Annotated in this window: 26 protein-coding genes; 13 read left to right on the forward strand and 13 right to left on the reverse strand. The window is 58.7% G+C overall.

What is annotated here, in order from left to right:
• The first annotated feature begins 100 nt into the window (after positions 1–100).
• Complete coding sequence (locus ACR0JW_RS11395; protein WP_170681891.1) at positions 101–448, forward strand: hypothetical protein; 348 nt, start codon at positions 101–103, stop codon at positions 446–448.
• Positions 449–451: 3 nt separating this feature from the next.
• On the opposite strand, the gene ACR0JW_RS11400 is transcribed toward ACR0JW_RS11395, so the two are convergent.
• From ACR0JW_RS11400 to ACR0JW_RS11415, 4 genes are all read right to left on the reverse strand, one after another.
• Positions 452–937 carry an NAD(P)H-dependent oxidoreductase gene (locus ACR0JW_RS11400; protein WP_170681890.1) on the reverse strand — a complete coding sequence of 162 codons (486 nt, stop codon included), beginning with the start codon at positions 935–937 and terminating at the stop codon, positions 452–454.
• Position 938: 1 nt separating this feature from the next.
• On the reverse strand, positions 939–1,409 hold the full coding sequence (gene rlmH / locus ACR0JW_RS11405) for a 23S rRNA (pseudouridine(1915)-N(3))-methyltransferase RlmH (RefSeq protein WP_170681889.1): 471 nt from the start codon (positions 1,407–1,409) through the stop codon (positions 939–941).
• A 44-nt stretch (positions 1,410–1,453) separates the two neighbouring features.
• Entirely contained in the window at positions 1,454–1,813 is a 360-nt protein-coding gene (rsfS, locus tag ACR0JW_RS11410; RefSeq protein WP_058276550.1) for a ribosome silencing factor, read from the reverse strand.
• Between the two features lie 165 nt (positions 1,814–1,978).
• Positions 1,979–3,331: a mechanosensitive ion channel family protein gene (locus ACR0JW_RS11415; protein WP_480713930.1), complete on the reverse strand. Its 1,353-nt coding sequence runs from the start codon at positions 3,329–3,331 to the stop codon at positions 1,979–1,981.
• A gap of 114 nt (positions 3,332–3,445) precedes the next feature.
• On the opposite strand from ACR0JW_RS11415, the gene ACR0JW_RS11420 reads away from it, so the two are divergent.
• From ACR0JW_RS11420 to ACR0JW_RS11445, 6 genes are all read left to right on the forward strand, one after another.
• A complete protein-coding gene (locus tag ACR0JW_RS11420) occupies positions 3,446–3,541 on the forward strand; it encodes an isopropylmalate isomerase (protein WP_480441683.1) in 96 nt (31 codons plus the stop codon).
• A gap of 43 nt (positions 3,542–3,584) precedes the next feature.
• A complete protein-coding gene (leuC, locus tag ACR0JW_RS11425) occupies positions 3,585–4,988 on the forward strand; it encodes a 3-isopropylmalate dehydratase large subunit (RefSeq protein WP_170681888.1) in 1,404 nt (467 codons plus the stop codon).
• Between the two features lie 38 nt (positions 4,989–5,026).
• Positions 5,027–5,578, forward strand: a complete 552-nt coding sequence (locus ACR0JW_RS11430) for a DUF308 domain-containing protein (RefSeq protein WP_170681887.1) — start codon at positions 5,027–5,029, stop codon at positions 5,576–5,578.
• Between the two features lie 42 nt (positions 5,579–5,620).
• Complete coding sequence (gene leuD / locus ACR0JW_RS11435; RefSeq protein WP_170681886.1) at positions 5,621–6,226, forward strand: 3-isopropylmalate dehydratase small subunit; 606 nt, start codon at positions 5,621–5,623, stop codon at positions 6,224–6,226.
• Positions 6,227–6,556: 330 nt separating this feature from the next.
• Positions 6,557–7,387, forward strand: a complete 831-nt coding sequence (locus ACR0JW_RS11440; RefSeq protein ID WP_170681962.1) for a hypothetical protein — start codon at positions 6,557–6,559, stop codon at positions 7,385–7,387.
• Positions 7,384–8,412, forward strand: a complete 1,029-nt coding sequence (locus ACR0JW_RS11445; protein ID WP_170681885.1) for an endonuclease/exonuclease/phosphatase family protein — start codon at positions 7,384–7,386, stop codon at positions 8,410–8,412. Before ACR0JW_RS11440 ends, ACR0JW_RS11445 begins: the two co-directional genes overlap by 4 nt.
• Positions 8,413–8,424: 12 nt before the next feature.
• Here ACR0JW_RS11445 and ACR0JW_RS11450 read toward each other — a convergent pair whose 3' ends face one another.
• Positions 8,425–9,324, reverse strand: a complete 900-nt coding sequence (locus tag ACR0JW_RS11450; protein ID WP_170681884.1) for a Rossmann-fold NAD(P)-binding domain-containing protein — start codon at positions 9,322–9,324, stop codon at positions 8,425–8,427.
• 83 nt (positions 9,325–9,407) lie between these two features.
• Between ACR0JW_RS11450 and ACR0JW_RS11455 the strand changes: the two genes are divergently transcribed.
• Entirely contained in the window at positions 9,408–10,301 is an 894-nt protein-coding gene (locus ACR0JW_RS11455; RefSeq protein ID WP_170681883.1) for a LysR family transcriptional regulator, read from the forward strand.
• A 4-nt stretch (positions 10,302–10,305) separates the two neighbouring features.
• Here the strand turns inward: ACR0JW_RS11455 and ACR0JW_RS11460 are convergent, their stop codons facing one another.
• The gene (locus ACR0JW_RS11460) at positions 10,306–10,833 is read right to left on the reverse strand and encodes a redoxin domain-containing protein (RefSeq protein ID WP_170681882.1); all 528 of its coding nucleotides are present in this window, start codon (positions 10,831–10,833) and stop codon (positions 10,306–10,308) included.
• A gap of 91 nt (positions 10,834–10,924) precedes the next feature.
• Here ACR0JW_RS11460 and leuB point away from each other — a divergent pair, with 91 nt between their 5' ends.
• Complete coding sequence (leuB, locus tag ACR0JW_RS11465; RefSeq protein ID WP_170681881.1) at positions 10,925–12,028, forward strand: 3-isopropylmalate dehydrogenase; 1,104 nt, start codon at positions 10,925–10,927, stop codon at positions 12,026–12,028.
• A 53-nt stretch (positions 12,029–12,081) separates the two neighbouring features.
• On the opposite strand, the gene ACR0JW_RS11470 is transcribed toward leuB, so the two are convergent.
• Complete coding sequence (locus ACR0JW_RS11470; RefSeq protein ID WP_480713931.1) at positions 12,082–14,262, reverse strand: transglycosylase domain-containing protein; 2,181 nt, start codon at positions 14,260–14,262, stop codon at positions 12,082–12,084.
• 258 nt (positions 14,263–14,520) lie between these two features.
• Here ACR0JW_RS11470 and ACR0JW_RS11475 point away from each other — a divergent pair, with 258 nt between their 5' ends.
• Both ACR0JW_RS11475 and ACR0JW_RS11480 read left to right on the forward strand, forming a co-directional pair.
• Positions 14,521–14,859: a P-II family nitrogen regulator gene (locus ACR0JW_RS11475; protein WP_170615599.1), complete on the forward strand. Its 339-nt coding sequence runs from the start codon at positions 14,521–14,523 to the stop codon at positions 14,857–14,859.
• Between the two features lie 34 nt (positions 14,860–14,893).
• The gene (locus ACR0JW_RS11480; RefSeq protein WP_170681879.1) at positions 14,894–16,219 is read left to right on the forward strand and encodes an ammonium transporter; all 1,326 of its coding nucleotides are present in this window, start codon (positions 14,894–14,896) and stop codon (positions 16,217–16,219) included.
• Between the two features lie 66 nt (positions 16,220–16,285).
• On the opposite strand, the gene ACR0JW_RS11485 is transcribed toward ACR0JW_RS11480, so the two are convergent.
• The 4 genes from ACR0JW_RS11485 to ACR0JW_RS11500 all read right to left on the reverse strand — a co-directional run bounded on the left by ACR0JW_RS11485 (position 16,286) and on the right by ACR0JW_RS11500 (position 19,227).
• A complete protein-coding gene (locus tag ACR0JW_RS11485; RefSeq protein WP_170825259.1) occupies positions 16,286–17,470 on the reverse strand; it encodes an amino acid aminotransferase in 1,185 nt (394 codons plus the stop codon).
• The gene (sseA, locus tag ACR0JW_RS11490) at positions 17,470–18,324 is read right to left on the reverse strand and encodes a 3-mercaptopyruvate sulfurtransferase (protein ID WP_170681877.1); all 855 of its coding nucleotides are present in this window, start codon (positions 18,322–18,324) and stop codon (positions 17,470–17,472) included. Before sseA ends, ACR0JW_RS11485 begins: the two co-directional genes overlap by 1 nt.
• A 70-nt stretch (positions 18,325–18,394) precedes the next feature.
• A complete protein-coding gene (locus tag ACR0JW_RS11495) occupies positions 18,395–18,667 on the reverse strand; it encodes a CBU_0592 family membrane protein (RefSeq protein ID WP_170681876.1) in 273 nt (90 codons plus the stop codon).
• Positions 18,667–19,227 (reverse strand): XRE family transcriptional regulator, encoded by a 561-nt coding sequence (locus ACR0JW_RS11500; protein WP_170681875.1) that lies wholly within the window; start codon positions 19,225–19,227, stop codon positions 18,667–18,669. Before ACR0JW_RS11500 ends, ACR0JW_RS11495 begins: the two co-directional genes overlap by 1 nt.
• A gap of 107 nt (positions 19,228–19,334) precedes the next feature.
• Here ACR0JW_RS11500 and ilvD point away from each other — a divergent pair, with 107 nt between their 5' ends.
• On the forward strand, positions 19,335–21,167 hold the full coding sequence (gene ilvD, locus ACR0JW_RS11505) for a dihydroxy-acid dehydratase (protein WP_170681874.1): 1,833 nt from the start codon (positions 19,335–19,337) through the stop codon (positions 21,165–21,167).
• A 203-nt stretch (positions 21,168–21,370) separates the two neighbouring features.
• On the opposite strand, the gene ACR0JW_RS11510 is transcribed toward ilvD, so the two are convergent.
• Positions 21,371–22,189: a sulfotransferase family protein gene (locus ACR0JW_RS11510; protein ID WP_170681873.1), complete on the reverse strand. Its 819-nt coding sequence runs from the start codon at positions 22,187–22,189 to the stop codon at positions 21,371–21,373.
• 143 nt (positions 22,190–22,332) lie between these two features.
• Here ACR0JW_RS11510 and ACR0JW_RS11515 point away from each other — a divergent pair, with 143 nt between their 5' ends.
• Positions 22,333–23,910: a DUF5928 domain-containing protein gene (locus ACR0JW_RS11515; protein ID WP_170681872.1), complete on the forward strand. Its 1,578-nt coding sequence runs from the start codon at positions 22,333–22,335 to the stop codon at positions 23,908–23,910.
• A gap of 299 nt (positions 23,911–24,209) precedes the next feature.
• On the opposite strand, the gene ACR0JW_RS11520 is transcribed toward ACR0JW_RS11515, so the two are convergent.
• Positions 24,210–25,154: an ABC transporter substrate-binding protein gene (locus ACR0JW_RS11520; protein ID WP_170681871.1), complete on the reverse strand. Its 945-nt coding sequence runs from the start codon at positions 25,152–25,154 to the stop codon at positions 24,210–24,212.
• Between the last annotated feature and the right edge of the window lie 4 nt (positions 25,155–25,158).

The raw sequence follows: 25,158 nt of genomic DNA on the forward strand, positions 1-25,158 counted from the left end.
CACCGTCACACCGATCAGCTCTTCACATTGCGCTGACAACCGGTCAGACAAACACACAGACATGATTAACAATCCGCTTACAAAACCGTAGCTTCGGACTATGCGATACCTGATTCTCAACCTTCTCCTGGCTGCGCCAGCCCTCGCCGACCCGCCCGTGATCGAAAATGTCACGACCAGCAGCAACGGGGATACGTGGCGGTTTGACGTCACCATCCGTCACCCTGACACCGGCTGGGATCACTACGCGGATGGTTGGCGTATTCTCAACATGAACGGCGAACAGATCGGTATTCGCGTTCTGCACCATCCACACGAGACCGAGCAGCCTTTCACGCGATCCCTGAGCGGCATCACGATTCCGGCGGGCACGTCGCAGGTTCAGGTTCAGGCCCGATGCAGCGTAGACGGCTGGAACGCCGAGACGACAACCGTCCAGTTGAAGTGACGATCAGAACACACCCAGACTGAGGCCGGCAGCCATGGCTGCCCCAACTTCGGAGCATTTGTCCAGTTGGTCGGCCGGGATGGTCTTTTCGGCCAGTATAGCCTCGGACGTCTGGGCATGGGTGCAAACAATCAAAGGGGGCTGCACCTCTTTCAATCGCCATCCCGTTGCGATCCTTGCGATCTGACGGGCGGCATTTTGGCCATCGGACCCGGCGCATATCATTTGTGCATACGGACGGCCTTCGATTTTTCCCAGAACCGGATAGTAGCTGCGGTCGAAGAATTCTTTCATCTGACCCGAAATTGCCGCCAGATTCTCGGGCGCGCAGAAGATGTATCCATCGGCGCGAAGCAGGTCCTCAGGCACCGCCTGACAGGCGGTTTTCAACACCACATCTGCTTCATCCCGCCCCGCCTCTGCCGCAGCCTCGGCCATCTGGCGGCTACCGCCGGTGCGTGAATGATAAACGATCAGAAGCTGCGCCATGTCAGACCCGGTGATAGGGGCCGCCCGAAAGGATAGTTGCGGCCCGGTAGAGTTGTTCGGCCAACATCACACGGACCAACATGTGAGGCCAGACCATCGACCCAAAGGAAATGGAAAAGTCGGCCTCGGCGCGCAGACCCGGATCTATTCCGTCCGCCCCGCCGATAATTAGCGCCAGATCCTGTCGCCCGGCATCCCGCCAGTTGCCCAACTTCCGCGCAAAATCGGGAGAGGACAACACCTGCCCCCGCTCATCCAGCGTACAGATCACAGCCCCTTTGGGCAGCGCCTTGCGCAGCAGCGCGCCCTCAGCGCCCATACCGGCGTTTTTCTTGTCTTCAACTTCGATCACCCGCACAGGACCAAGGCCCAGCGCGCGGCCGGTCCGGTCAAATCGGGTCAGATAATCGTCAAGCAGGGTCTTCTCCGGTCCGGCGCGCAATCGCCCGACCGCAACTATGCTGATACGCATGTCTCTCTCGCCTCCGGCCTGTTAATGCAGACCGGGATGGCGCCTCAGTTCGCCGAGGCGCTGCCGCCCTGAGGCAGCCACATCTTTTCCAGCTGGTAGAATTCGCGCACTTCGGGGCGGAAGATATGGACGATCACGTCGCCCGTATCGATCAGCACCCAGTCGCCTGCATCCTTGCCTTCGACTTTCGAGGTGAAACCGAATTCCTGCTTGATGCGATCCGTCAGCTTTTCCGCCATGGCCGAGACCTGGCGGGTCGACCGACCCGAGGCAATCACCATGTGATCCGCAACCGACGATTTGCCCTGCAGGTTGATCTGCACGACGTCTTCGGCCTTGTCATCGGAAAGTGAGGAAAGGATGCGTTCAAGCAGCTTGTCGCTGATAGACTGAGAGTGGGCCATTACGCTGGCACCATCATCGGCGGGCAAACCCGCCTGTGTATGTAGAGACAGGACATAGTCCTCCTTTGCTGCGCGCCGCCAAATCCCCGGCGCTGGGGTACTATTAAGGTAACAAGGGGAATGCAACATTTCAATGAAAGGGCGGTTTCAGGACGCCCGGCCCTTTCACTCTTTCGAGAGTTGTTGCGCGTCTGCGTCGTCGGGAAGCAAGCGCACCTCACGCTGTGGGAAGGGTATTGATATCCCCTCATCCTTGAACGCGTCCCACAGCGCCAGGTAGACATTGCCCCGGATATTCGTCAGCCCCTTGGTCGGGTCGCTGATCCAGAACCGCAACACGTAGTCCACGCTGCTGTCGCCGAAGCCGGTGATGTGGCAGACAGGTTCGTGCGAGCCGCCGCTCAGCACCCGGGCCACCGTTTTCACGGACCTGATGGCCGTGGCACGTACCTTGTGTGGATCGTCGCCATAGCTGGTGCCGAACTTCAGATCCAGCCGAACGAACTTGTCAGAATGCGACCAGTTCACCACCTGATTGGTGATCAGATCCTCATTCGGGATCAGGTATTCGCGCCCGTCCCGCGTCACCACCGAGACGTAACGCGCGCCCAGCGCATTGATCCAGCCGAACGTATCGCCCAGCGAGATCACATCCCCCGGCTTGATCGAGCGGTCCATCAGGATGATGATCCCGGAAATCAGGTTTGACACCACTTTTTGAAGCCCGAAACCGATGCCGACACCGATCGCACCGGACAATAACGCGATCCCCGTCAGGTCGAAGCCAAGCGTGCGTATCGCGGCCATGAAAACCGCGCCGTAAAGCAGCACCTGAATGCCCTTGGCCAGCAACACCTGCATCGAGGGCGTAATGTCGTCGTTGCTTTTCAGCCCGCGCTCGGCCGCGCGCGTTCCAAGCCGGGCCAGCGTCAGCAGGATGCCGATCAGCAGGACAGCCTTGATGATCCCAAGCGCCGAGATATGCAGATCGCCGATGGAAATCGCCACCCCGTCCAGGAACCCGGCCACATCATCAGTCAACCCCAGGGCAATCAGCGTTGCGTAGACCCACATGGACCACTTGAATATCTGCCGCAGTGTTCGGTTCCGCACCAGCCGCGAGACCAGCGCGATGGCCAGCCAGGCCAGGCCCAATGTGGCAAAAACACCGATGATGTAACTGCGCGAGGGCCATGTCGCCTGCTGCATCCCCCAGTAAAGTCCCCAGGACAGCAGCGTGAAATATACGAGCGTCAGGCGCCGCATCAGTTGGACCAGAATGCGCAGTCGCCATTTCGGCCAGCCGGAGCGCGCGCGGGCCCAGGCCTCCCACCGGCTCTGTGTCAGCAGTTTCAGCAGGAACGCCAACAACCACAGGAACAGGATGATGACGAGTTGGTACTGCCTCCAGCCCGGCGTGACGATCAATTCGATCAGATTTTCAAGCTGTTCTGAAAAAGCCGCCGTCATGTTCGCGTAAAGCTCGGACAGCGTTTCCGGTAGCAAATCCTGGTTCATGCCCGCCAGATTGGCGATCTGTGCGAGGCGATGCAAGCCCGCACGCGAACTGCACCGGTATTGAACCTTGATTGACGTGAGTGGCCGTTATATCTGGACCGCATGAGACTCAATGTGGCCCAACTTCAGAATCTGGAAGACCGCGCGCGTCTGCGTGAACGGTTCTACGGGGCTGCCCGCACGGTCCTGGCGCGCCTATCGGCCGCCTGAGCCAACTCGCCAGCTATTTCTCATTACTTACGGGAGAGGACCGATGTCCCCCAAAACACTCTATGACAAGATCTGGGATGCCCATGTCGCGCACGAAGCCGATGATGGCACCAGCCTGCTGTATATCGACCGCCACCTGGTGCACGAAGTCACCAGCCCGCAGGCGTTCGAAGGCCTGCGCATGGCCGGCCGCAAGGTCCGCGCGCCGGAAAAGACCATTGCCGTGCCGGATCACAACGTTCCCACCACGCCGGATCGCGTAAACGGGATCGAAAACCCCGAATCGCGCATTCAGGTCGAAGCGCTGGACAAGAACGCCAAGGATTTCGGCATTCACTACTACCCGGTGAATGACGTCCGTCAGGGCATTGTCCACATCGTTGGCCCGGAACAGGGCTGGACCCTGCCCGGCATGACCGTCGTCTGTGGCGACAGCCACACCGCCACCCATGGTGCGTTTGGCGCGCTGGCTCACGGCATCGGCACGTCTGAGGTCGAGCATGTTCTGGCCACGCAGACGCTGATCCAGAAGAAATCCAAGAACATGAAGGTGGAAATCACCGGCAAATTGCAGCCGGGCGTGACCGCCAAGGACATCACGCTGGCCGTGATCGGTGAGACCGGCACCGCCGGCGGCACCGGCTATGTCATCGAATATTGCGGCGAAGCGATCCGCGATCTGTCGATGGAAGGCCGCATGACCGTCTGCAACATGGCCATCGAAGGCGGTGCCCGTGCTGGCCTGATCGCACCTGATGAGACCACCTTTGAATATGTCAAAGGCCGCCCGCACGCCCCTAAAGGCGCGCAGTGGGAAGCCGCGATGGACTGGTGGAAGACGCTCTACACCGATGAAGGCGCGCATTTCGACAAGGTCGTCACCCTGCGTGGCGAAGACATCGCGCCGGTCGTGACCTGGGGCACCAGCCCCGAGGACGTTCTGCCGATCACCGCAACCGTGCCCCACCCCGAGGATTTCGAGGGCGGCAAGGTCGATGCAGCCCGCCGTTCGATCGAGTACATGGGCCTGACAGCCGGTCAGAAACTGAGCGATGTGGAAATCGACACCGTCTTCATCGGCTCGTGCACCAATGGCCGAATCGAAGATCTGCGGGCCGCCGCCGCGATCCTGAAAGGCAAGAAGATCAAGGACGGCATGCGCGCGATGGTCGTGCCCGGCTCGGGTCTGGTCCGTGCTCAGGCCGAGGAAGAAGGTCTGGCAGACATCTTCAAAGAGGCCGGTTTCGAATGGCGTCTGGCGGGATGCTCGATGTGTCTGGCGATGAACCCCGATCAATTGCAACCGGGCGAGCGCTGCGCCGCGACTTCGAACCGCAATTTCGAGGGTCGTCAGGGCCGGGGCGGACGCACCCATTTGCTGAGCCCGGCGATGGCTGCCGCAGCGGCAATCACAGGACGGCTGACAGACGTCCGTGAACTGATGTAAGCTACCCTCATATCTAGATATTTGAGGGAGAGACTGAAATGAGTGATTGGGTCAAATGGCTCCTGCTGGGGCTGCTGTCCATAGCGTTCGGCGTCTTTGTGCTGGGCGCGCCTTATGTGGCGTCGATTGCCGTCACACTGGTTACGGGTGTTCTGTTGCTGATCTCCGGCGTGCTGCAGGTTGCCGGGGGGTTTTCGGTTGAAGGAACGGGTAACAAAATCCTGTCCTTCATCATGGGGGCCGTGATGTTGTTCCTGGGTTGGTCCTTCCTGGACAACCCGCTGGAAGGTACACTGACGCTGGCAACGGTTGTTCTGATCCTGTTCATGGCAGGCGGGATTGCCCGAATCATCCTTTCATTTCAGATGCGCGGAACGTCATTTTTCTGGCCGACCCTGATTTCGGGGATCTTGTCGATCATCCTGGCAGGCATCATCTGGTCTTATGCGGCTGCGGAACCAACGGTTCTGCTGCGGTTGCTGGGCATCCTGCTTGGCATCGAGATGCTGTTCAACGGGTTCGGTCTGGTCTTCATGGCGCTCTTCGTCAAGGGCGCACCAAACGAAACGACAGAATCGAAAGAAGCTTAAACGCGGGGCATGGGCGCGGCCCTCTCCCGCAGGAGTGTGAACATGGAAAAGTTTGAAAAAGTCCACGGGGTGGCCGCCCCAATGCCGCTGATCAATATCGACACCGATATGATCATCCCGAAAGTACATCTGAAGACCATCAAACGGTCCGGCCTCGGTGTCGTGCTGTTTGACGAGATGCGTTATCACGATCATGGCGGCGAGAACGAAGACTTCGTCCTGAACAAGCCCGCCTACCGCAACACCGAGATTCTGGTGGCCGGTGACAATTTCGGCTGCGGCTCGTCGCGGGAACACGCGCCATGGGCGATCAAGGATTTCGGCATCAAGGTCGTGATCTCGACCAGCTTCGCCGATATCTTCTTCAACAACTGCTTCAAGAACGGCATCCTGCCCATCGTGGTCGAGGAAGAGCATCACGCGATCCTGATGGAAGATGCACACAAGGGCGAAAACGCCCGCATGACCGTGCATCTGGAAAATCAGCAGATCACCACCTCGGACGGCATTGTTATCGAGTTCGAAATTGACCCGCACCGCAAGCATTGCCTGCTGAACGGTCTGGACGATATCGGCCTGACGATGGAAAAAGACCATCACATCGACAGATTCGAGGAACATTCCAGCCAGTCCCGCCCCTGGGTCTGATTCTGGAAACGAATCTGGGGATACTCAACCTGACGGGGTCGCCAAGGCGGCCCCGCTCGCATTCTTGGGGTTGGAAACTCGTGGCCCACAACATGTAGGTATCAATTTGACATACACGTCGGATTTGCGTCAAAAATGATGCAATCCCGCACCAGTTGCGCCATCATTTTGCCTGAAAGCACGTGTTTTCTGCCCCTTGGCTTGAGCTGATTGACCGGTTTTGTTCATCTTGCATCAAAACAGGCATCCGCCGATGACTCACTCGGCAGGCACAAGTTGGAATGAAGTCGGCACAGAACTGACCAGTCCAGTTTGAAAGGGTTCGGAATATTGATTGCGCGCACAACCGGGGCGGCGATACGTGGAATACTGGTGGCACTGATGGTGCTTACCCCTGCGTTATATCTGCCGATATCTTCGACGAACGGAACCGAGATTGTCGTCTTTCTCGCGATCCTCGCGTTTTTCCTGACCTTTGCAGAATACAACTCTGCCTTCCCCAGCTTCATTGAATTCCGTGATGCACCGCCCGTAAACCGGCTGCGCTTTGTCGGATTGTTGTCGATGGTCACGTTTCTGACACTGATCTGCAAAAACATGTATGCCCCGACCGAGCTGACACGCGCGGTCTATTCCATGGGCCTCGCTGTAGCCAACGTGGCTGACTTTCCATATTCACCGGTTCGGCTGATCGTTCTGATGCTTCCTGCTGACGCCGGACAGTCGATGATGGAACTGGTTCGGGCAACCGCCAGTGTGGCCTATGTCGCGGCCCTGGTGACAATTGCAAGCTTTGCTTATGCCGTGAAGCTGCGCGGCTGGCCGACAGGAAACGGCGCGTTCAATGTCTGGACCAATCTGCCGCTGTTCGACCCGACCAAGGGAGGTGACGTCGTCACCCGCCTGCAGCGCGATGGCCGTCTGAATATCTCGATCGGTATCCTTCTGCCGTTCCTGATTCCCGCGCTGATCAAGCTATTGACCGATTTTGCCAATCCCATCTCGCTCAGCAATCCGCAGACGCTGATCTGGACCATGTGTGCGTGGGCCTTCCTGCCTGCCAGCATGATCATGCGTGGGATGGCGACCCTGCGCATTGCCGGGCTGATCGTCGAAAAGCGCCGCGCATACTCCACAGCCGAGTCAACGCAGACTGCATGATCCGCGCCCTTGTCCTGTTGTTGCTGCCCTTCGCAGCGCAGGCAGAGACGGTGCGCGTCGCGACTTTCAACACAGAACTCAGCCGGGAAGGTCCGGGCCTTTTGCTGCGCGCCATAAAGCGGGGTGACGATCAGGTTCAGGCAGTGGTCGAGGTTCTGGGCGCGGTTCGCCCCGACATCGTGGCCTTGCAAGGTATCGACTGGGATCTGGACGGCCTGACCCTGACTGCGTTCACCGAACAATTGCGCATCCAAGGCCTCGACTACCCCCATAGTTATTCGGTACTGCCCAATTCCGGACTGGAAACGGAGTTCGATCTGGATGGAGATGGCGAAACGCAAGGACCCGGCGATGCACAAGGTTGGGGGCGTTTCACGGGGCACGGCGGGCTTGCGGTCTTGTCGCGATATAAGTTCATTCAGTCCGAGACGCTGGATTTCTCCGCGCTGCTGTGGCGCGATTTGCCAGGGGCGCAACTGCCACAGCAGGCAGAAAGGCCATTTCCCTCAGCTCAGGCGCAAGACGTGCAACGCCTGTCATCAACCGGTCATTGGGTCGTGCCAGTCGACACCCCGATCGGCAAACTGCGCCTTTTCACGTTTCATGCCACGCCACCTGTCTTCGACGGCCCTGAAGACCGCAACGGATTGCGCAACCGCGATGAGCTTCGGTTCTGGTCACTGCTTCTGGACGGGCATTTGGGACCGGCACCGACCGCCCCGTTTGTCATTGCCGGGGACGCCAATCTGGACCCCGAAGGTGGCGAGGGTCATCGCGACGAAATCCGGAAACTGCTGGCCGATCCACGCTTGCAGGACCCGATCCCCCGCAATGGTGAGGGTGACACCAACACAGTTCGCTGGAAAGGGGTCGGCGAACTGCGGGTGGATTATGTTTTGCCTTCCTCAGATCTGACGGTTGCGGGGTCGGGATTGTTCTGGCCGCCAGAAGAGTCCGCCCTTCGCAAAACTGCAGAACGCGCCAGCAGGCACAGGTTGGTCTGGGTCGACCTGACCGCACCCTGAGGCGTGCACCCGTCAGGCGCCGACTGCGTGCGATGACTGGGACTGCGATACACGAAACTCTGGCGATGCATTACGCAATGCAACATCCAGATCAGTTTGCGGAATCCGCCCAAGCAAGTCGCGCAGCGCAGTTCCGTCCAGACTGTGCGGCACATTCCAAAGATACCGCATCTCAATCAGATGCGGCGCCAGCCGCCAGAACGGGCGGGCCAAATATATGGGCCACCACCGCATCGGCTTCACAAGGACTTGGGCTCCGGTCACACGCGACAGTGCCTTCGCCAGTTCCGAACCGGTCAGCGTATACCCCGCAAAGGACACATCGCAGAACCTAGGCAGGCTGGCCCTGCGTTCCGCCAGCTCTACTGCGGTTCTTGCAAGATCTGGCAGATAGGCCCAGGAATGCGGAATGTCCGGATCACCCGGATAGGTGATCCAACCCCTTTGCAATGGCTTGGCGATAACCTGATCGATCCAGTTTCCGGAGGCACAGGTATCTATGAAATCACCTGCCCGCAGGATGATCGTGCGAACCGGCGAGAAACGGTAAGCGTCTTCCATCTCGGCCCGAATACGACCTAAGGGGTTCGTTGCCTCATGCGGTGTGTCCGCAGACCATGGCCCTGGCGCGTTGGCGTCAAAAACATAGACGTTTCCGGGCACGACAACTGTGGCGCCTGTTTCCGTTGCGGCGGAAATCACCTGTTTGTGCAGTTTTGGAACCTGTCTTTCCCAATCCGGATATTGCGGGTTCCACGCGTTGACGATCACATCCACGCCTTGGGCTTCCGCCTGCAAACTCTGCGTTTTGCGGTCGAAGGTGCGGACCCGCCAGCCCGCATCTTGAAACGCTGCCGTTGCATTTCGGCCGAACCGGCCTGTGGACCCCAGTATGAGAACGGTTTTTGTCATGGCTTTCTCCTGTCAGAGCCAAGATATCCATTCACATCACATGGGGAATTGCCGAAAACAGCAGATCATGTATTCACCTATGAATGGATAAATCCCTCACCCACTCAGACTGGTCACTGATTCAAAGCTTTTTGTCAGTGGCGGAAACCGGCTCTCTCTCGGCTGCGGCGCGTCAACTCAATCGCAGTCAGCCAACGCTCGGACGGCAGATCCAGACCCTGGAAGCCGATTTGGGTGTATCCCTGTTCGAACGGCATGCAAGAGGCCTGCGCCTCAGCGATGCAGGTGCACAGCTTTTGCCGATGGCCCAGCAGATGCATGCGGCCATGAATGCCTTCAATCTGACTGCGGCCGGGCAATCGACGCAATTGGAAGGGTCGGTCCGCGTTACGGCTTCGGTCTTTGCCTCGCATCACCTTCTGCCGCCAATCCTGGCCCAGATCCGCATACAGGAGCCGTCCATACAGCTTGAGCTGGTTGCCACGGACACCAGCGAAAACCTGCTGTATCGCGAGGCAGACATCGCCGTGCGTATGTACAGGCCCGAACAGGTGGACATTGTATCCCGCTATCTCGGGGACGTGCCGCTTTGTTTCTGTGCTGCCCGCTCGTATCTGGATCGGGCTGGCCGCCCTCAAACCCCCGAGGACCTGTTCAGGCATGATCTGGTCGGATTTGACGCCAACGAACAGATCATCACCGAGATGCGCAACAAGGGTTGGCCCGCCAATCGGGACAACTTTGCCACAAGATGCGATCTGCAAAGCGCCTATTGGGAATTGATCCGCGCCGGCTGCGGCATCGGTTTCAGCCAGGTGCAGGTGGCTGAAGCGGATCCGGATGTCGAGATTCTGCCGCTGGACGTGGAGATTCCGGTATTGCCGGTGTGGCTGGCCGCCCCTCAGGCGATGCGACAGACACCGCGCATTCGCAGGGTCTGGGACCTGTTGGCCGAAGGTTTGCGGGCCAGCCTGTAAGCGATCAGAGCGCCCCTGTGTAGGTACCGCGCGGCGGATAGCTGTTGTCGAGCGCGTATTTGATACCGCCTTTCATGTCCGAAACCGACGGCCGGCCAAATGGGGTCGATTGCAGCCATGCGAAATACAGCGTCCGGTCCGGGGCAATATAGAAATGCCCGGGCTCGGCGAAAAATGCGGCCTCGGCGGTGCCTTCGCGCCCTTTTGACATATACAAACCCCAGTCATCTCGTGCCGCAGGCAGCGGCAGGCTGTGCCCGACCCTTAGCCGCGAGGTGCCTGCTTTTCCAACAGTTTCAGCCGCCCGCTCGGCCGTGTCTGTGCTCAGCATGATCACTTCGACACCAAGCGCAGCGAAGTCATCCAGCGCAGCTTCCACCTCGCCCATCTGCCGGATACAGATCGGGCAATGCAAACCGCGATACTGAATCATCAGTGTCCCGTTTTCGCCCTTGTCGGCTTCCAGATCGAACGTTCCCTGCCCCACGGTCTGGATTTTCAGATCAGGAACGGCGTTTCCCGGTATCAACATGTGTTTTCCTTCTGATTTGGCGGGTTCGTCTCATTGACCCGATGCGGCGCAGACGCTAGGGCCATTGCGACAAAACGCAAGGAGACCCTTCATGTCCAACCCCTCGCTCCTCATCCTGCCCGGAGACGGAATTGGCCCGGAAGTTATGGCCGAAGTGCGCAGAATCATCGACTGGTTCGGCGAAAACCGCGGCCTTCACTTTGACGTGAGCGAGGATCTGGTCGGCGGCGCGGCCTATGATGCGCACGGCAAGCCCCTGTCGGATGAGACTATGGCCAAGGCGCAGGAGGTCGACGCAGTTCTTCTGGGTGCCGTGGGTGGTCCGAAATACGATGATCTGGACTTCAGCCTGAAACCCGAACGCGGTCTGCTGCGCCTGCGCAAGGAGATGGACCTGTATTCCAACCTGCGCCCGGCACAATGCTTTGACGCATTGGCGGATTTCTCATCGCTGAAAAAGGACGTGGTCGCAGGCCTCGACATCATGATCGTGCGCGAGCTGACCTCGGGCGTCTACTTCGGCGAGCCGCGCGGCATTTTCGAAGAAGGCAACGAGCGTGTGGGCATCAACACCCAGCGCTACACCGAATCCGAAATCGAACGCGCCGCACGTTCGGCCTTTGAACTGGCCATGCGCCGGAACAAGAAACTGTGCTCGATGGAGAAAGCCAACGTGATGGAATCGGGCATTCTGTGGCGCGAGGTCGTGACCCGCGTCGGCCAGGAATACCCCGAAGTCGAACTGAGCCATATGTATGCCGATAACGGTGCGATGCAGTTGGTTCGCGCACCCAAGCAGTTCGATGTAATCGTCACCGACAACCTGTTCGGCGACGTCCTGTCCGATTGCGCCGCGATGCTGACCGGTTCGCTGGGGATGCTGCCGTCGGCTAGCCTTGGTGCGCCGATGGCGAATGGCCGCCCCAAGGCGATGTATGAACCCGTGCATGGGTCAGCCCCGGACATCACCGGTCAGGGCAAAGCCAACCCGATTGCCTGTATCCTCAGCTTTGCCATGGCGCTGCGCTACAGCTTTGATCAGGGCGCCGAGGCCGACCGCCTTGAAGCCGCGATCGAGAAAGTTCTGGCCGACGGCGTGCGCACAGCCGATCTGCTGGCCGAAGAAGGGGTCGAGCCGGTCTCGACCACCGAAATGGGCGACGCCATTCTGGCCGCGCTGGACGCCAGCGTCTGAAAAACACCGAAGGCGGCGCGCAGGTCGCCGCCTTCCCCTTTTTTTGGCGCGAGTCAGTTCCCGCCAAAAATATCATTCAGCAAGTTATCCACCGCTTTGGCAAAACCACCGGGTTTGCGTTTGGGATTTCTGGGTTTTGCCACCTGCTTGGGTTGCTCCGGCAGCATCATCGGCAATGGCGTGGGCGTCATCCCCTCGGTCACGCGCAGCATGGTTTCCCTCCATATCTCTGCCGGCAGACCGCCCCCTGTCACTCCGGACAACGGCGTGTTGTCGTCATATCCCATCCAGACACCCGCCACATAATCCGCCGTAAAGCCAATGAACCACGCATCGCGGGCCGCCTGCGTCGTGCCGGTCTTTCCTGCCACCTGCCAACCCGGCAGCTTGGCGCGCTGGCCGGTGCCTTCGGAAACGACACGCTCCATCATCCAGGTCAGTTGCCGGGCCGCGTCATCGCGGATCACACGTTCACCAATCCCTGTCGTCGTTACCATCACCGGCGTTTCATCGCCCAGCAGCTTGAGTTCCGTCAGACCGTACGGTTCAACCGCCGAGCCACCGTTCAGGATGCCGGCATATGCTCCCGTCATCTCGATCAGCGTGCTTTCCGACGCGCCCAGCGCCAGTGCAGGGCCTTGCGCAAGATCGCTGGCGATACCGAAACCGCTGGCAACCGTGCGAACGTTTTCCAGCCCGGAAATCTCGGCGACTTTCACTGCTGGTATATTCAGAGAGTTCTTAAGCGCATCCGCCAGCGTGACCCGGCCATAATACTTCTTGGTATAGTTCTTCGGGCACCACTGCCCGGAACCGGGGATGTCGATGCAGTAGGGCTCGTCCACGACGATATCCAACGGGGAATACCCCAGTTCCAGCGCCGTAGCATAAACGAAGGGCTTGAACGAGGAACCGGTCTGGCGCAGCGCCTGGGTCGCCCGGTTGAACGCGCCCGATACACGGGTCTTGCGACCACCTACCATCGCGCGCACGGCGCCATCGGCGGACATCACAACGATCGCGGCTTGCGCCTTGGACCCGTCGCGCACTTTTTCCTGAAAAATGTACTGCAGCGCCTCTTCAGCCGATTTCTGCAGGCGCTGATCCAGGGTGGTGCGGATTACCACGTCCTCGGTCGTATTGCGCGTAAAGAACTCGGGCCCGCTGGCCATGACCCAGTCGGCGAAGTACCCGCCTGCCCGCGCGGCGGCGGCTTCGGAAAGCTCTGCCGGGTTGTTTCGCGCCGCAGATGCCTGAGAGGCTGTCAGGTAGCCCTGCGCCTCCATCAACCCGACCACAAGCCGTGCCCGGTCCTGCGAGCGTTGGAGATCGTTGGTGGGTGCAAACCGCGTCGGGGCGACCAGCAACCCGGCCAGCATCGCAGCCTGGGACGGATTGACCTCGGCCGCCGATATCCCGAAGTACCGCTGACTTGCGGCCTCAAACCCGCGCGCACCGGCGCCAAGGAAAGCGCGGTTCAGATAGATCGTGAGAATCTCATCCTTGGAGTATTTGACCTCCATCGCCATCGCGTAGATGGCTTCCTTGGCCTTGCGCCACAGTGACCCCTGCCGGCAATCAGCTTCATATGCGGCCTCTGATTCCCATTCGCTTGGCACATAAGGCACACCCAGACACAACAGCTTGGCCGTCTGCTGCGTGATGGTCGACCCACCGTGGCCCGACAAGGGACCGCGCCCTTCACTCAGATTGATGCGAACCGCGCTGGCCACACCCCGTGGGCTGACACCGAAATGGCGATAGAACCGCTTGTCCTCGGTCGCCACAACGGCGTTTTTGAGATGGGGAGAGACAGTGCTGGCCGTTATCACCCCGCCAAACTGATCACCGCGCCAGGCAAAGACTTTGCCGTTGCGATCCAGCAGCGTGACCGAACCACGCGCACGACCGTCCAGCAGCGCATCAACATCCGGAAGCGTAGAATAAACCACGCCGACGGCCAACATCAGCAACAGCCCGACGATTGCGCCGACACGCCACGTCAGCCCCCAGAGCAGGCGGAAAACCCACCGGAACATGCGACGGAACACGCCGCCACCACCGCCGGTGCGCCGGGTTTTCTTTCGCCCAGTCCTGCGCGTCGCCGTCTTTCGGGCGTTTGATTTCTTGCCAGCGGGTTTTGCAGCCCGCTTGGTCGCCGTGGGCTTGCGGCCCTTCGACGGATACCTTTTTTCTGCGACCAGTGGCGGCTTTCGGCGCTTGGACTCAGTCATGCTCAAACTCTGCCCGATTGTGCTTTTGCGTCACCTTACCTTGGCAACGCGGTCATGTAGAGGTGTGAAATTCCGGTAATTCCCCTCTCAGATTCGCTTAAAATTTAAACATGTCGGAAATTTTGTGCAAAAAATGTGCAACTTTGCCCTGATTTCCCTCGCGTCCGGGCTGTCAGACCGTTTCCTATGACGCCCGCTCAGGCTCTTTTTCTGCAGGTGCAAACAAACCGGCCTGCCCGGGAAGCAGAGGGGAAAGACGTGAAACTGATCATTGCGACAATCAAGCCGTTCAAGCTTGAGGAGGTGCGCGAGGCACTGACCGAAGCGGGCGTGCGCGGCATGATGGTAACCGAGATCAAGGGCTTTGGTTCACAGTCGGGCCACACGGAAATCTATCGCGGCGCCGAGTACGCGGTGAACTTCGTGCCCAAGATCAAACTGGAAATCGTGGTTCCCGCCACGATGACCGACCAGATCGTCGAAACCATCACCAAAACAGCCAAAACCGGCAAGATCGGCGATGGCAAGGTTTTCGTCCTCGATGTCGAGCAGGCCCTGCGCGTGCGGACCGGGGAAACCAACGAAGAGGCGCTGTAAGGCGTCCCCACTCATAGTCATTCGAGGAAGTCACATGAACCTGATGAAATCTCTCATCCCTGCTGCCGCGCTTGTCGTGCTGCCGCAGATGGGCCTTGCGCAAGAGGCCGCCGCTGGCGAGACCGCGCAGCACACGCAATACATCCTGACCTCGCTGCTGTTTCTGGTTGGCGGGTTCCTGGTGTTCTGGATGGCCGCTGGCTTTGCCATGCTCGAGGCCGGTCTGGTGCGCTCCAAGAACGTGGCGATGCAGCTGATCAAGAACATGGGCCTGTTTTCGTTTGCCGCCATCATGTACTGGCTGGTCGGCTTCAACCTGATGTATCCGGGTGATGGCTGGATGATCCCTGGCTTCCTGGGCGCGATCGCACCCACATCGCTAGAACCCGTCGGTCTTGCCGGAGTGGAAACCGACCTGTCCTATGCCTCCGTCGGTTCGGACTTCTTCTTCCAGCTGATGTTCTGCGCCACCACTGCGTCGATTGTCTCGGGCACCATGGCGGAACGTGTCAAACTGTGGCCGTTCTTCGCCTTTGTAATCGTGCTGACCGGCATCATCTACCCGATCGAAGCATCCTGGCAGTGGGGCGGCGGCTGGCTGTCCGAGATGGGCTTCAGTGACTTCGCTGGCTCGACTCTGGTCCATGCCGCAGGTGGTTTTGCCGCGCTCGCAGGCGCCATCGTGCTGGGCCCGCGTATCGGCAAGTACAACAAGGACGGCAAAGTGGTTCCGATCCCCGGTTCGAACCTGGCGCTGGCCACTTTGGGCACGTTCATCCTTTGGCTGGGTTGGTTCGGCTTCAACGGTGGTTCGCAGCTGGCAATGGGCACCATTGGAGACATGGCCGACATCAGCCGTATCTTTGCCAACACCAACATGGCTGCTGCAGCGGGTGCCGTCGCCACGCTGATCCTGACGCAACTGATGTATGGCAAGGTCGATCTGACGATGGTACTGAACGGCGCGCTGGCTGGTCTGGTGTCGATCACCGCCGAACCGCTGGCCCCGTCGCTGTTCCAGGCGCTGATCATCGGCGCAATCGGTGGCGTTATCGTCGTCCTGACCGTCCCGATGCTGGACCGCATGAAGATCGACGACGTGGTTGGCGCAATCCCGGTTCACCTGATCGCAGGCTTCTGGGGTACGTTCATTGTGGCATGGACCAACAGTGACGCCAGCTTTGTGACCCAGATCATCGGCTTTGCCGCCATAGGCATCTTCGTCTTTGTGGTCAGCTATATCCTCTTCTCGGTTCTCAAGGCCACGGTCGGCCTGCGGGTTGGCGAAGAAGAAGAGATCAACGGGCTCGACATGGGCGAGCTGGGTATGGAAGCCTATCCGGAATTCTCCAAGGGCTAAACCTTAAGAAAAAACAAAAAAACCCGGGCAGTTCTGCCCGGGTTTTCTTATTCAAAGCAAGCGAACTCAAGCTCCAACGTCGACAATCGCCTTGGCCAGAATCGGCACGGTTGTTGCGTTCAGTCCGGCGATATTCAGACGGCTGTCACCAACCATGTAGATACCGTGGTCGACCCGCAGTTTTTCAACCAGTTCCGGCGAGGCGCCGAGTCGCGAGAACATGCCGCGGTGCTGAGCGATGAAACCGAACCGGTCCGATCCGCTCAGGCGTTGCAGCTCGTCCGCCAGTTGCTTGCGCAATCCCAGCATGGACAAACGGGTTTCTTCCAGTTCGGTCTGCCATTCAGCACGCAGCGCTTCGTCCATCAGGATAGTCGTCACAACCCGCGCACCGTGATCGGGCGGGAAGGAATAGTTCTGGCGGTTCAGGAAGGCCAGAGTGGCTTGGTTCAAAGCCGTCTGCCCCGCGTCCGCGCTGACGGCCATCAACAGGCCGGTACGCTCGCGATAGACACCGAAGTTCTTGGAACAGGACGCCGCGATCAGGCATTCCTTGACCGATGACGCCACCAACCGGACCGCCTGCGCGTCTTCTTCCAGACCGTCGCCAAACCCCTGGTAGGCAATGTCGATCATCGCCACCAGACCACGCTCGTTGATCAGGTTTACGACGTCCTGCCACTGCACCATGTTCAGATTGGCACCGGTCGGGTTGTGGCAGCAGCCATGAAGCAAAACAACGTCGCCCGCGTTGGCGGTTTTCAGGTCCTCGATCATGCCGTCGAAATCAACGCCGCGGGTATCGCCGTCGAAATAGCGATACTGAACCGTCTCCATGCCCAGATAATTCAGAATGGACAGGTGGTTCGGCCATGTCGGGTTCGACACGAAGACGCGCGCCGAGGGGTTGGCCATGCGGATCAACTCGAACGCCTGACGGCAGGCACCGGTCCCACCGGGGGTCGCAACGGCCGCAATGTTACCGCGCGGTACTGACGTTCCCAAGATCAGGCCGATCATCACATCCGCAAAGACCGGATCGCCGGCCAGCCCTGTATAGGCTTTGGATTCCTGCTCTTCCAGTATGCGCTGCTCGGCGGCCTTGACCGAGCGCATCACCGGCGTCACACCCTCGGCGTTTTTGTAGACGCCCACGCCCAGATCAATCTTCTGATCACGCGGGTCCTCGCGGTACATCTGCATCAGCATCAGGATTTTATCCGCAGGCTGCGGCTTGAGGAATTCGAACATCAGTTCTCTCCGGTTGCGACGGGCAGGGTCGGGAAGGCGCCCCATTCAGCCCAGGAGCCGTCATAAAGCGAGTGATCTTTCTTGCCCATGCGTTCAAGCGCAAGGCTGAGGATTGCAGCGGTAACGCCAGATCCGCAGGACGTGATCGCCGGTTTCGACAGATCAACGCCGGCGGCCTCGAAAACGGCACGGCAATCCTCAGGCGATTTCATTGTGCCATTGGCGTTCAACAACTGGCCAAACGGGACATTGCGCGACCCCGGAATATGCCCCGAACGCAAGCCTTCCCGCGGCTCGACCTCGGTTCCGGCGAAACGGGCGGCAGAACGGGCATCAATGATCTCGTGATCTGCCAGTTTCGCTGCCGCAGACACTTGCGTGACGTCCCGAACCAGATGGTTCTGCACCCGGACTGTCATGTGGCGGTCGCGGATAACGGGCGGCAGATCCTCGAGATCGCGCCCTTCCGCGTTCCATTTCGGCAATCCCCCATCCAGAATGGCGATGTTTTCCTGACCCATAAGCCGGAACAGCCACCAGACCCGGGCCGCCGACATCAGACCGGCCCCGTCGTAGACGACGACCTGATGACCATCACCCACGCCCATCGCCCGCAGGCGCGACATGAATTTCTCGACCGGAGGGGCCATGTGCGGCAGGTCCGAACGGTGGTCTGAAATCTCATCGATATCGAAGAACCGCGCCCCGGGAATGTGACCCGCGTCATATTCAGCCCTGGCATCGCGGTTTTGCGAAGGCAAATACCACGACCCGTCCAGAATCCGCAGATCCGGGTCCTTGATATGTGCGGCCAGCCATTCGGTAGATACGAGGGTTTTCGGATCGTCCTGCATCAATGCCTCCCCTGAGCGAGCTTGATTTTTCCCTATACCCGGCAGCATAGGGGTTCAAGGCTGGATAGGGCTATTCCGCCGCGCGGCGCAGGCGAAAATGCTGAATAATTCCGATGAAACTGATCAAAATCCAGAACCCTTCGATCAGCATCGAAGCCAGATTGAAATTGTGCACCAGAGAATAGACGATCAGCACCGAGCCCAGAAGGTTGATCACCGGAAAGGCCAGATCGTCGGAATTCATCATTCGCATTTGCGTTGCGAAATACGCGGCGACCACGATCAAGGCGCCAAACGAACCGATTGCATCCACGATCGTGAGGGTGTTCAGAATATCGGTCATCAATGAGCCATGCCGTTTTCAGAATTGTCAGAGAGCTGTCCGTAATGGTGCATATTCAAAAACGCAGCACCCTGCGCCCCCGCGCGATACCCATGAGGCACGTCGGCTGCAAAACGCAATCCCTGTCCGGCATGTAAGGGCACCCATTCCTCACCACGCAGAATTTCAAGTGTTCCGCCCAGAACAAAGACTTCCTCGGTAACACCAACCGCATGTCCAGGCGATTCGTGGCTCTGGTTCGGGTTCAGATTGACGTGGAATGTCTCAGCCCCCAATGCGGGATCGAAAGGGAACACGATCTTGACCTCTATACTGCCGGGAAACGTGACCGTCTGAAAGACGGATGGATCGCCGATCGCCGTGTCGATCAGAGCACTCAGCGGCACTTGAAACCCTTTGGCGATTTTCCAGAGCGTAGCGATCGTCGGGCTGGATTCGCCGCGTTCGATCTGACCCAACATTGCTTTGCTGACGCCTGTCATTTCGGCCACTTTGGACAGGCTGAGGCCGGATGCTGCGCGCACATCCCTCAGCTTCAGTGTAATATCGTCAGAGTTCATGTCAGCGTCCCGCGAATCCTCTTGTGCGTTATAGCGCACATGTGATACGTGCGCTATAACGCACGAAACCCGATCTATGCAACCCGAGGCAACAGGGAAACAGCATCATGCCATTGTACCGATCCAGAACCTCCACTCATGGCCGCAACATGGCGGGCGCACGCGGCTTGTGGCGCGCCACTGGCATGGAGGATGACGATTTTGGCAAACCGATCATCGCCATCGTCAATTCGTTCACCCAATTCGTGCCCGGGCATGTGCACCTGAAGGATCTGGGCCAGATGGTTGCGCGCGAGGTCGAGGCCGCAGGCGGTGTTGCGAAAGAGTTCAACACCATCGCGGTAGATGACGGCATCGCCATGGGCCATGACGGCATGCTCTATTCGCTGCCCTCGCGCGAGGTGATCGCGGATTCGGTTGAATACATGGTCAACGCCCATTGTGCAGATGCGATGGTCTGCATCTCGAACTGCGACAAGATCACCCCCGGCATGCTGATGGCTGCGATGCGCCTGAATATCCCGGCGATCTTTGTCTCAGGTGGACCGATGGAGGCCGGCAAGATCGACATCGCGGATCTGGACGTCAAGAAAATCGACCTTGTGGACGCGATGGTTGCCGCCGCGGACGACAAGTACACCGACGAACAGGTTCAGCACATCGAGGAAAACGCCTGCCCGACCTGCGGGTCGTGTTCGGGCATGTTCACCGCGAACTCGATGAATTGCCTGGCCGAGGCGCTGGGTCTGGCGCTGCCGGGCAATGGCTCGACCCTGGCGACCCATGCGGATCGCAAGGATCTGTTCCTGGAAGCCGGCCGCCGAATCGTCGAGATCACCAAGCGGCATTACGATCTGGACGAGAAAGGCTTTTTGCCGCGTGAGATCGCGACCTTTGATGCGTTCGAAAATGCCATGAGCCTGGATATCGCGATGGGCGGGTCCACCAACACCGTTCTGCACCTGCTGGCCATCGCGCATGAGGGCGAAGTGCACTTCACCATGTCCGACATGGACCGCCTCAGCCGCAAGGTGCCGTGTTTGTGCAAGGTCGCGCCCAACACCGAGAATGTGCATATGGAAGACGTTCACCGCGCTGGTGGCATTTTCTCGATCCTGGGCGAGTTGAGCCGTGCAGGCCTGTTGCACGAAGAATGCAGCACGGTCCATTCCGCCACGATGGGCGAAGCGATTGCCAATTGGGACATCAAGATCGCCAACAACCCCAAGGCGCAGGAGCTGTTCAAGGCTGCCCCCGGCGGCGTGCGCACCACCCAGGCATTCAGCCAGTCGAACCGGTACAAGGAGCTGGACACCGACCGCGAAGGTGGTGTGATCCGCTCGAAAGAACATGCGTTCAGCCAGGACGGCGGTCTGGCGGTTCTGTTCGGAAACATCGCGCGCGACGGCTGCATCGTGAAAACTGCCGGGGTGGATGCAAACATCCTGAAGTTCACCGGGTCGGCCTATGTCTGCGAAAGCCAGGATCAGGCGGTGAACGATATCCTCACCGGCAAGGTCAAGGAAGGTGACGTGGTGGTCATCCGCTACGAAGGTCCGCGGGGCGGGCCGGGGATGCAGGAAATGCTCTACCCGACTTCGTATCTGAAATCCAAAGGTCTGGGCAAAGCCTGCGCATTGCTGACAGACGGGCGCTTCTCGGGCGGCACGTCGGGGTTGTCCATCGGTCACGTCTCGCCTGAAGCCGCCGAGGGCGGCGAGATCGGCCTGGTGCAGAACGGCGATACAATCGAGATCGACATTCCAAACCGCTCCATCCATCTGGCCGTGTCGGACGAAGAACTTGCCGCCCGTCGCGAGGAACAGGACGAGAAAGGCTGGGTGCCCACGCAGCCGCGCAAACGCAAAGTTTCAACCGCGCTGAAAGCCTACGCGAAACTGACCACCAGTGCAGCCAAAGGGGCCGTTCGCCAGGTTTGACCCCGAAACGGACCGGTTCTTTTCGCGAAGAACCGGCGGGTCTGCCTACTTAACAAAAGCTCCCGCGCCCAATCGCACCATCGGCTTTGCCGATGCCACGTTCGGACTTGGGCCCGGCGCCGCGCATTGCGCGGCGCCGGGCCCAACCAAAGGAGGTGTTTCGCAAGAAGCGCTGACGATGGGCGGGAGAGCTTGTGGATCGGTCAATCGCCAAGTTTGGCGTGTACCTCGTCCAGATCGATTTCGCCGATCGGCATCTTGTTTGCCGGGTTTTCGAAATCGTATTTAAACAGATCGAAATCCTGCTTGTAGATCTCATAGACCAGATGCATCGACAGGTCGTCGAAATAGGCCTCGACCGGATGCGCGCGCTTGGGCCCGTGTCCTTCGGATTCGTTGAACCGCGGAATATCCGACAATGCTATGGTGTGAGGGGTCTGGATGTGATCCAGAACATCCTGCATCCCGTCGTTGAAACGTTCGGTCCAGAAAATCCGGTCATACCGCCCGCCATTCACGATGAAGGTCGAGACATGCCCGGACATCGCCGACCAGTGAATGTCCGGATCCATCGGGCGCCGCCAGCGAATTGTATCACGCGCAAAAAGCAGGAACCGGCGAAAGCTGGCGATCTGGTCGAACTCGCCCTTGCCGTCGTCGCCGCCAACCTCGATGCCGTAATTGTAAACCAGCGTCGGCACAAGGTTGCCGCGATACCGTTTCCCATTGCGCTGAATGCCGCAGATCTTGTCGAAAAACGAGCTCAGAACGCGGGTGTACGGGTTGCGCACGCAGGTAAAGGAATAAGATGCGTGCGAGCGGACATTGGTTGAAATCGGGTCCTGACTCGGGCCAAAAGCCCATTTATGCATGCCATCTTTGGCATCATGTATGTCGCCATCAAAGAACCTGCCATGATCGGAATAATACATGATCTGCCCGATGGTCGAGCAGGCACATTTGGGCACAACACGGTAAACCATGCTTTCACTTTCGGTCATCCAGGTGCCGGGAAAACCCATCTGCTGTGCCTCCTTATCCGATCGGGTCTCAGATTGACGCGTCGGCTTTGGACCCCAAAGAAGCAAAAAAATTCTGTTTATTCAATCGCTCATCCTCAGTATCACGGTTGCGAACAGGCAGAAACGGAAATCGCGTAACTCAGATGGCAAAGATTGCCTATATTTTGCTGTGCCACAAAGACCCCGACGCGATCATCGCGCAGGCCCGGCAACTGACTGCGGCCGGTGACTGCATGGCGATCCATTTCGATGCGCGTGCAAAGGCTGAAGATTACGCCAGAATACAAACGGCCCTGAAGGACAACCCGAACGTCGCATTCGCGGTCAAACGGATCAAATGCGGCTGGGGTGCCTGGTCGCTGGTTCAGGCAACGCTCCACGCGCTTTCGGCAGCGGTCGAAAGTTTTCCGCGCGCAACGCATTTCTACATGCTGTCAGGCGACTGCATGGCGATCAAGACAGCCGAATACGTTCACGATTTCCTGGACCGCAACGATTTCGATTTCATCGAAAGCCACGACTTCTTCGAAAGCAACTGGATCAAGACCGGCATGAAGGAGGACCGGCTGATCTATCGACACTATTTCAATGAACGTACGCAAAGCGGGCGGTTCTATGCGTCATACGAAATACAAAAACGTATGGGCCTGACCCGTGAAATACCGCAAGACCTGCAGGTCATGATCGGTAGCCAATGGTGGTGTCTGCGACGCCAGACCGTGGAAAAGATCCTGGATTTCCTGCGCCAGAGACGAGATGTCGTCCGGTTCTTCGCGACAACCTGGATTCCCGACGAGACCTTTTTTCAAACGCTTGTCCGCCATCTGATCCCAAGACAGGAAATCGAGAACCGGACGCTGACTTTTCTGATGTTCTCGGATTACGGCATGCCGGTGACGTTCTATAACGACCATTATGACATGCTGCTTGGTCAGGATTATCTGTTCGCTCGCAAGATCAGCCCCGAAGCGCTTGAGCTCAAGGAAAGACTGGGCAAACTCTACGCCAGCGACGGCATTGACTTCCAAATTTCGAATGAAGGACGCAGCCTCTATGACTTTCTGGCCGGGCGCGGGCGGGTTGGCAGGCGTTATGCCCCGCGTTTTTGGGAAGCTGGAAACACGCTGGATCCCGGACGCGAAATCTACCTGATCGCCTGCAAGAAGTGGCACGTCGCCAAGCGGCTGGTCGATCAGATCATGTCGGAAACAGACATTCCCTGCGTTGAATACCTGTTCAACGAACAGGATTCGCCGTTGCCGGACCTGGGAGGTATTGAAACCACCCTGGTCAAACGGGGACGTCATAGGCGCGCCGTTGTGCGCATGCTTTTCGAATGCTTTGAAACTGACAGGTTGGTCCTGTGCGTGGACCCGGCAAACCTTGAGATCATTCAAGATTTTTGTGCGGATCAGGCCCGGACGCATGTTCTGGAGATCGAATGCGATTACTCGGATGAGTACCTGATCGGCCACGCCCGCCGTGTCGGATTGGCCGGGGAAAACACGCCGACACAGCGGGTCGCCCACCTGTTGCCCGCGCTCAGAAACTCATTGGCTTACGAATCCGAACTGATCCGCGGTGCAGGGCTTGAGGGCCATTTTCGCCTTCGCGAATCCGCCGAACGCGAAGAAAACGAAGCGGCGATCGCCGCGTTTCTGAGGATTTCTCCGGAAAAGGCGCAGTCGGTCATGCAGTTGGACTATATGTTTCTGGACTGAGACCATGCAGTTTTGCGACGGTATCCGCCCGGCGGCACGACAGGCCTCTCGGGCAATCGATCAATCGCATCCACGTCCGGTTTCGTTTTGTTGCAATATTCGTCGATCAACTTTTGGGTCTGAGGTTGCCGACCCCGATAGCACGTAGCCGAAACAATCCACATCAAGCTCAATATTGAAACGCACCGCGCTGGGATCACTCGATGCGCAGATCCTTCTGAGCCTTGGTGTCTATTCGGTGTGTTGCCATCGAAGTAAAAAGCCCACCGAACGGCGGGCTTTTTTTGGGGCGTTTAGACTTAGTCGTACAATACGGCGGCGATTGCCGGATCTTCCATATTGGATGCGTCATAGTAGTAGAACCCGGTATCAATCAGGGCTGGTACACTTTCACCCTTTGATGCGGCCACCGCCGCCTTTACCGTTTCGTATCCGATACCGACGGGGTTCTGGGTAATGGCCCCTGCCATCAGGCCGCTCTTGATTGCGTCTTTCTGGGCCTTGCCGCTGTCATAGCCAATAATGACCAGACCTTCGGTGCCCAGTTCCTGCACACCGTTCACAACGCCAATCGCCGATCCTTCGTTGGTTCCGAAAATGCCGTTCAGATCTGGATTGGCTGTCAGGATCGCCTTTGTCACCTCGGTGGATTTCAGATGGTCGCCCTGTCCGTACTGAACGGTTACGACCTCGATATCGGGATACTTCTCGGCGATGCGATTGACGAACCCATCGCGACGGTCGATGCCTGTGCGGCTTGTTTGGTCATGGGCCACGACGGCAACCTTGCCTTTGCCGCCCAGCATTTCAGCCATCTTGTCAGCAGCCAGACCCGCAGCAGCCAGATTGTCTGTGGTCGCGGTGGACACCGGAATGTCACTGTCCACCCCGCTGTCGAACGCGATGATCGGAATGCCCTTGTCATTGGCTTGTTTCAGCAGCGGGATCGCTGCTTGGCTGTCTAGCGCGGCAAAGCCGATGGCCTTGGGGTTGTTGGCCAGCGCAGCGGCCAGCATATCGATCTGGCGATCCACCATGGTTTCGTTGTCAGGCCCTTCGAACGTGATGGTGACATTGTATTCGTTCGCCGCTTGCTCGGCACCGGCCTTCACGGCCTGCCAGAACTGGTGCTGGAACCCTTTGGACACCAGCGGGATATAGACCTCCTCGGCCACGGCCATCGAGGCCGGAACGGAAAGGCTGGCAGCACTGAGCGCCCCCAGAATGAAACGACGTGTAAACATGATT

The sequence above is a fragment of the Ruegeria sp. BG6 genome (assembly GCF_056538465.1).

Coding starts and splice junctions, on each gene's coding strand:
- ACR0JW_RS11395 (WP_170681891.1), top strand. CDS start 101: ATGCGATACCTGATTCTCAACCTTCTCCTGGCTGCGCCAGCCCTCGCC.
- ACR0JW_RS11400 (WP_170681890.1), bottom strand. CDS start 937: ATGGCGCAGCTTCTGATCGTTTATCATTCACGCACCGGCGGTAGCCGC.
- rlmH (WP_170681889.1), bottom strand. CDS start 1,409: ATGCGTATCAGCATAGTTGCGGTCGGGCGATTGCGCGCCGGACCGGAG.
- rsfS (WP_058276550.1), bottom strand. CDS start 1,813: ATGGCCCACTCTCAGTCTATCAGCGACAAGCTGCTTGAACGCATCCTT.
- ACR0JW_RS11415 (WP_480713930.1), bottom strand. CDS start 3,331: ATGAACCAGGATTTGCTACCGGAAACGCTGTCCGAGCTTTACGCGAAC.
- leuC (WP_170681888.1), top strand. CDS start 3,585: ATGTCCCCCAAAACACTCTATGACAAGATCTGGGATGCCCATGTCGCG.
- ACR0JW_RS11430 (WP_170681887.1), top strand. CDS start 5,027: ATGAGTGATTGGGTCAAATGGCTCCTGCTGGGGCTGCTGTCCATAGCG.
- leuD (WP_170681886.1), top strand. CDS start 5,621: ATGGAAAAGTTTGAAAAAGTCCACGGGGTGGCCGCCCCAATGCCGCTG.
- ACR0JW_RS11445 (WP_170681885.1), top strand. CDS start 7,384: ATGATCCGCGCCCTTGTCCTGTTGTTGCTGCCCTTCGCAGCGCAGGCA.
- ACR0JW_RS11450 (WP_170681884.1), bottom strand. CDS start 9,324: ATGACAAAAACCGTTCTCATACTGGGGTCCACAGGCCGGTTCGGCCGA.
- ACR0JW_RS11455 (WP_170681883.1), top strand. CDS start 9,408: ATGGATAAATCCCTCACCCACTCAGACTGGTCACTGATTCAAAGCTTT.
- ACR0JW_RS11460 (WP_170681882.1), bottom strand. CDS start 10,833: ATGTTGATACCGGGAAACGCCGTTCCTGATCTGAAAATCCAGACCGTG.
- leuB (WP_170681881.1), top strand. CDS start 10,925: ATGTCCAACCCCTCGCTCCTCATCCTGCCCGGAGACGGAATTGGCCCG.
- ACR0JW_RS11470 (WP_480713931.1), bottom strand. CDS start 14,262: ATGACTGAGTCCAAGCGCCGAAAGCCGCCACTGGTCGCAGAAAAAAGG.
- ACR0JW_RS11480 (WP_170681879.1), top strand. CDS start 14,894: ATGAACCTGATGAAATCTCTCATCCCTGCTGCCGCGCTTGTCGTGCTG.
- ACR0JW_RS11485 (WP_170825259.1), bottom strand. CDS start 17,470: ATGTTCGAATTCCTCAAGCCGCAGCCTGCGGATAAAATCCTGATGCTG.
- sseA (WP_170681877.1), bottom strand. CDS start 18,324: ATGCAGGACGATCCGAAAACCCTCGTATCTACCGAATGGCTGGCCGCA.
- ACR0JW_RS11495 (WP_170681876.1), bottom strand. CDS start 18,667: ATGACCGATATTCTGAACACCCTCACGATCGTGGATGCAATCGGTTCG.
- ACR0JW_RS11500 (WP_170681875.1), bottom strand. CDS start 19,227: ATGAACTCTGACGATATTACACTGAAGCTGAGGGATGTGCGCGCAGCA.
- ilvD (WP_170681874.1), top strand. CDS start 19,335: ATGCCATTGTACCGATCCAGAACCTCCACTCATGGCCGCAACATGGCG.
- ACR0JW_RS11510 (WP_170681873.1), bottom strand. CDS start 22,189: ATGGGTTTTCCCGGCACCTGGATGACCGAAAGTGAAAGCATGGTTTAC.
- ACR0JW_RS11515 (WP_170681872.1), top strand. CDS start 22,333: ATGGCAAAGATTGCCTATATTTTGCTGTGCCACAAAGACCCCGACGCG.
- ACR0JW_RS11520 (WP_170681871.1), bottom strand. CDS start 25,154: ATGTTTACACGTCGTTTCATTCTGGGGGCGCTCAGTGCTGCCAGCCTT.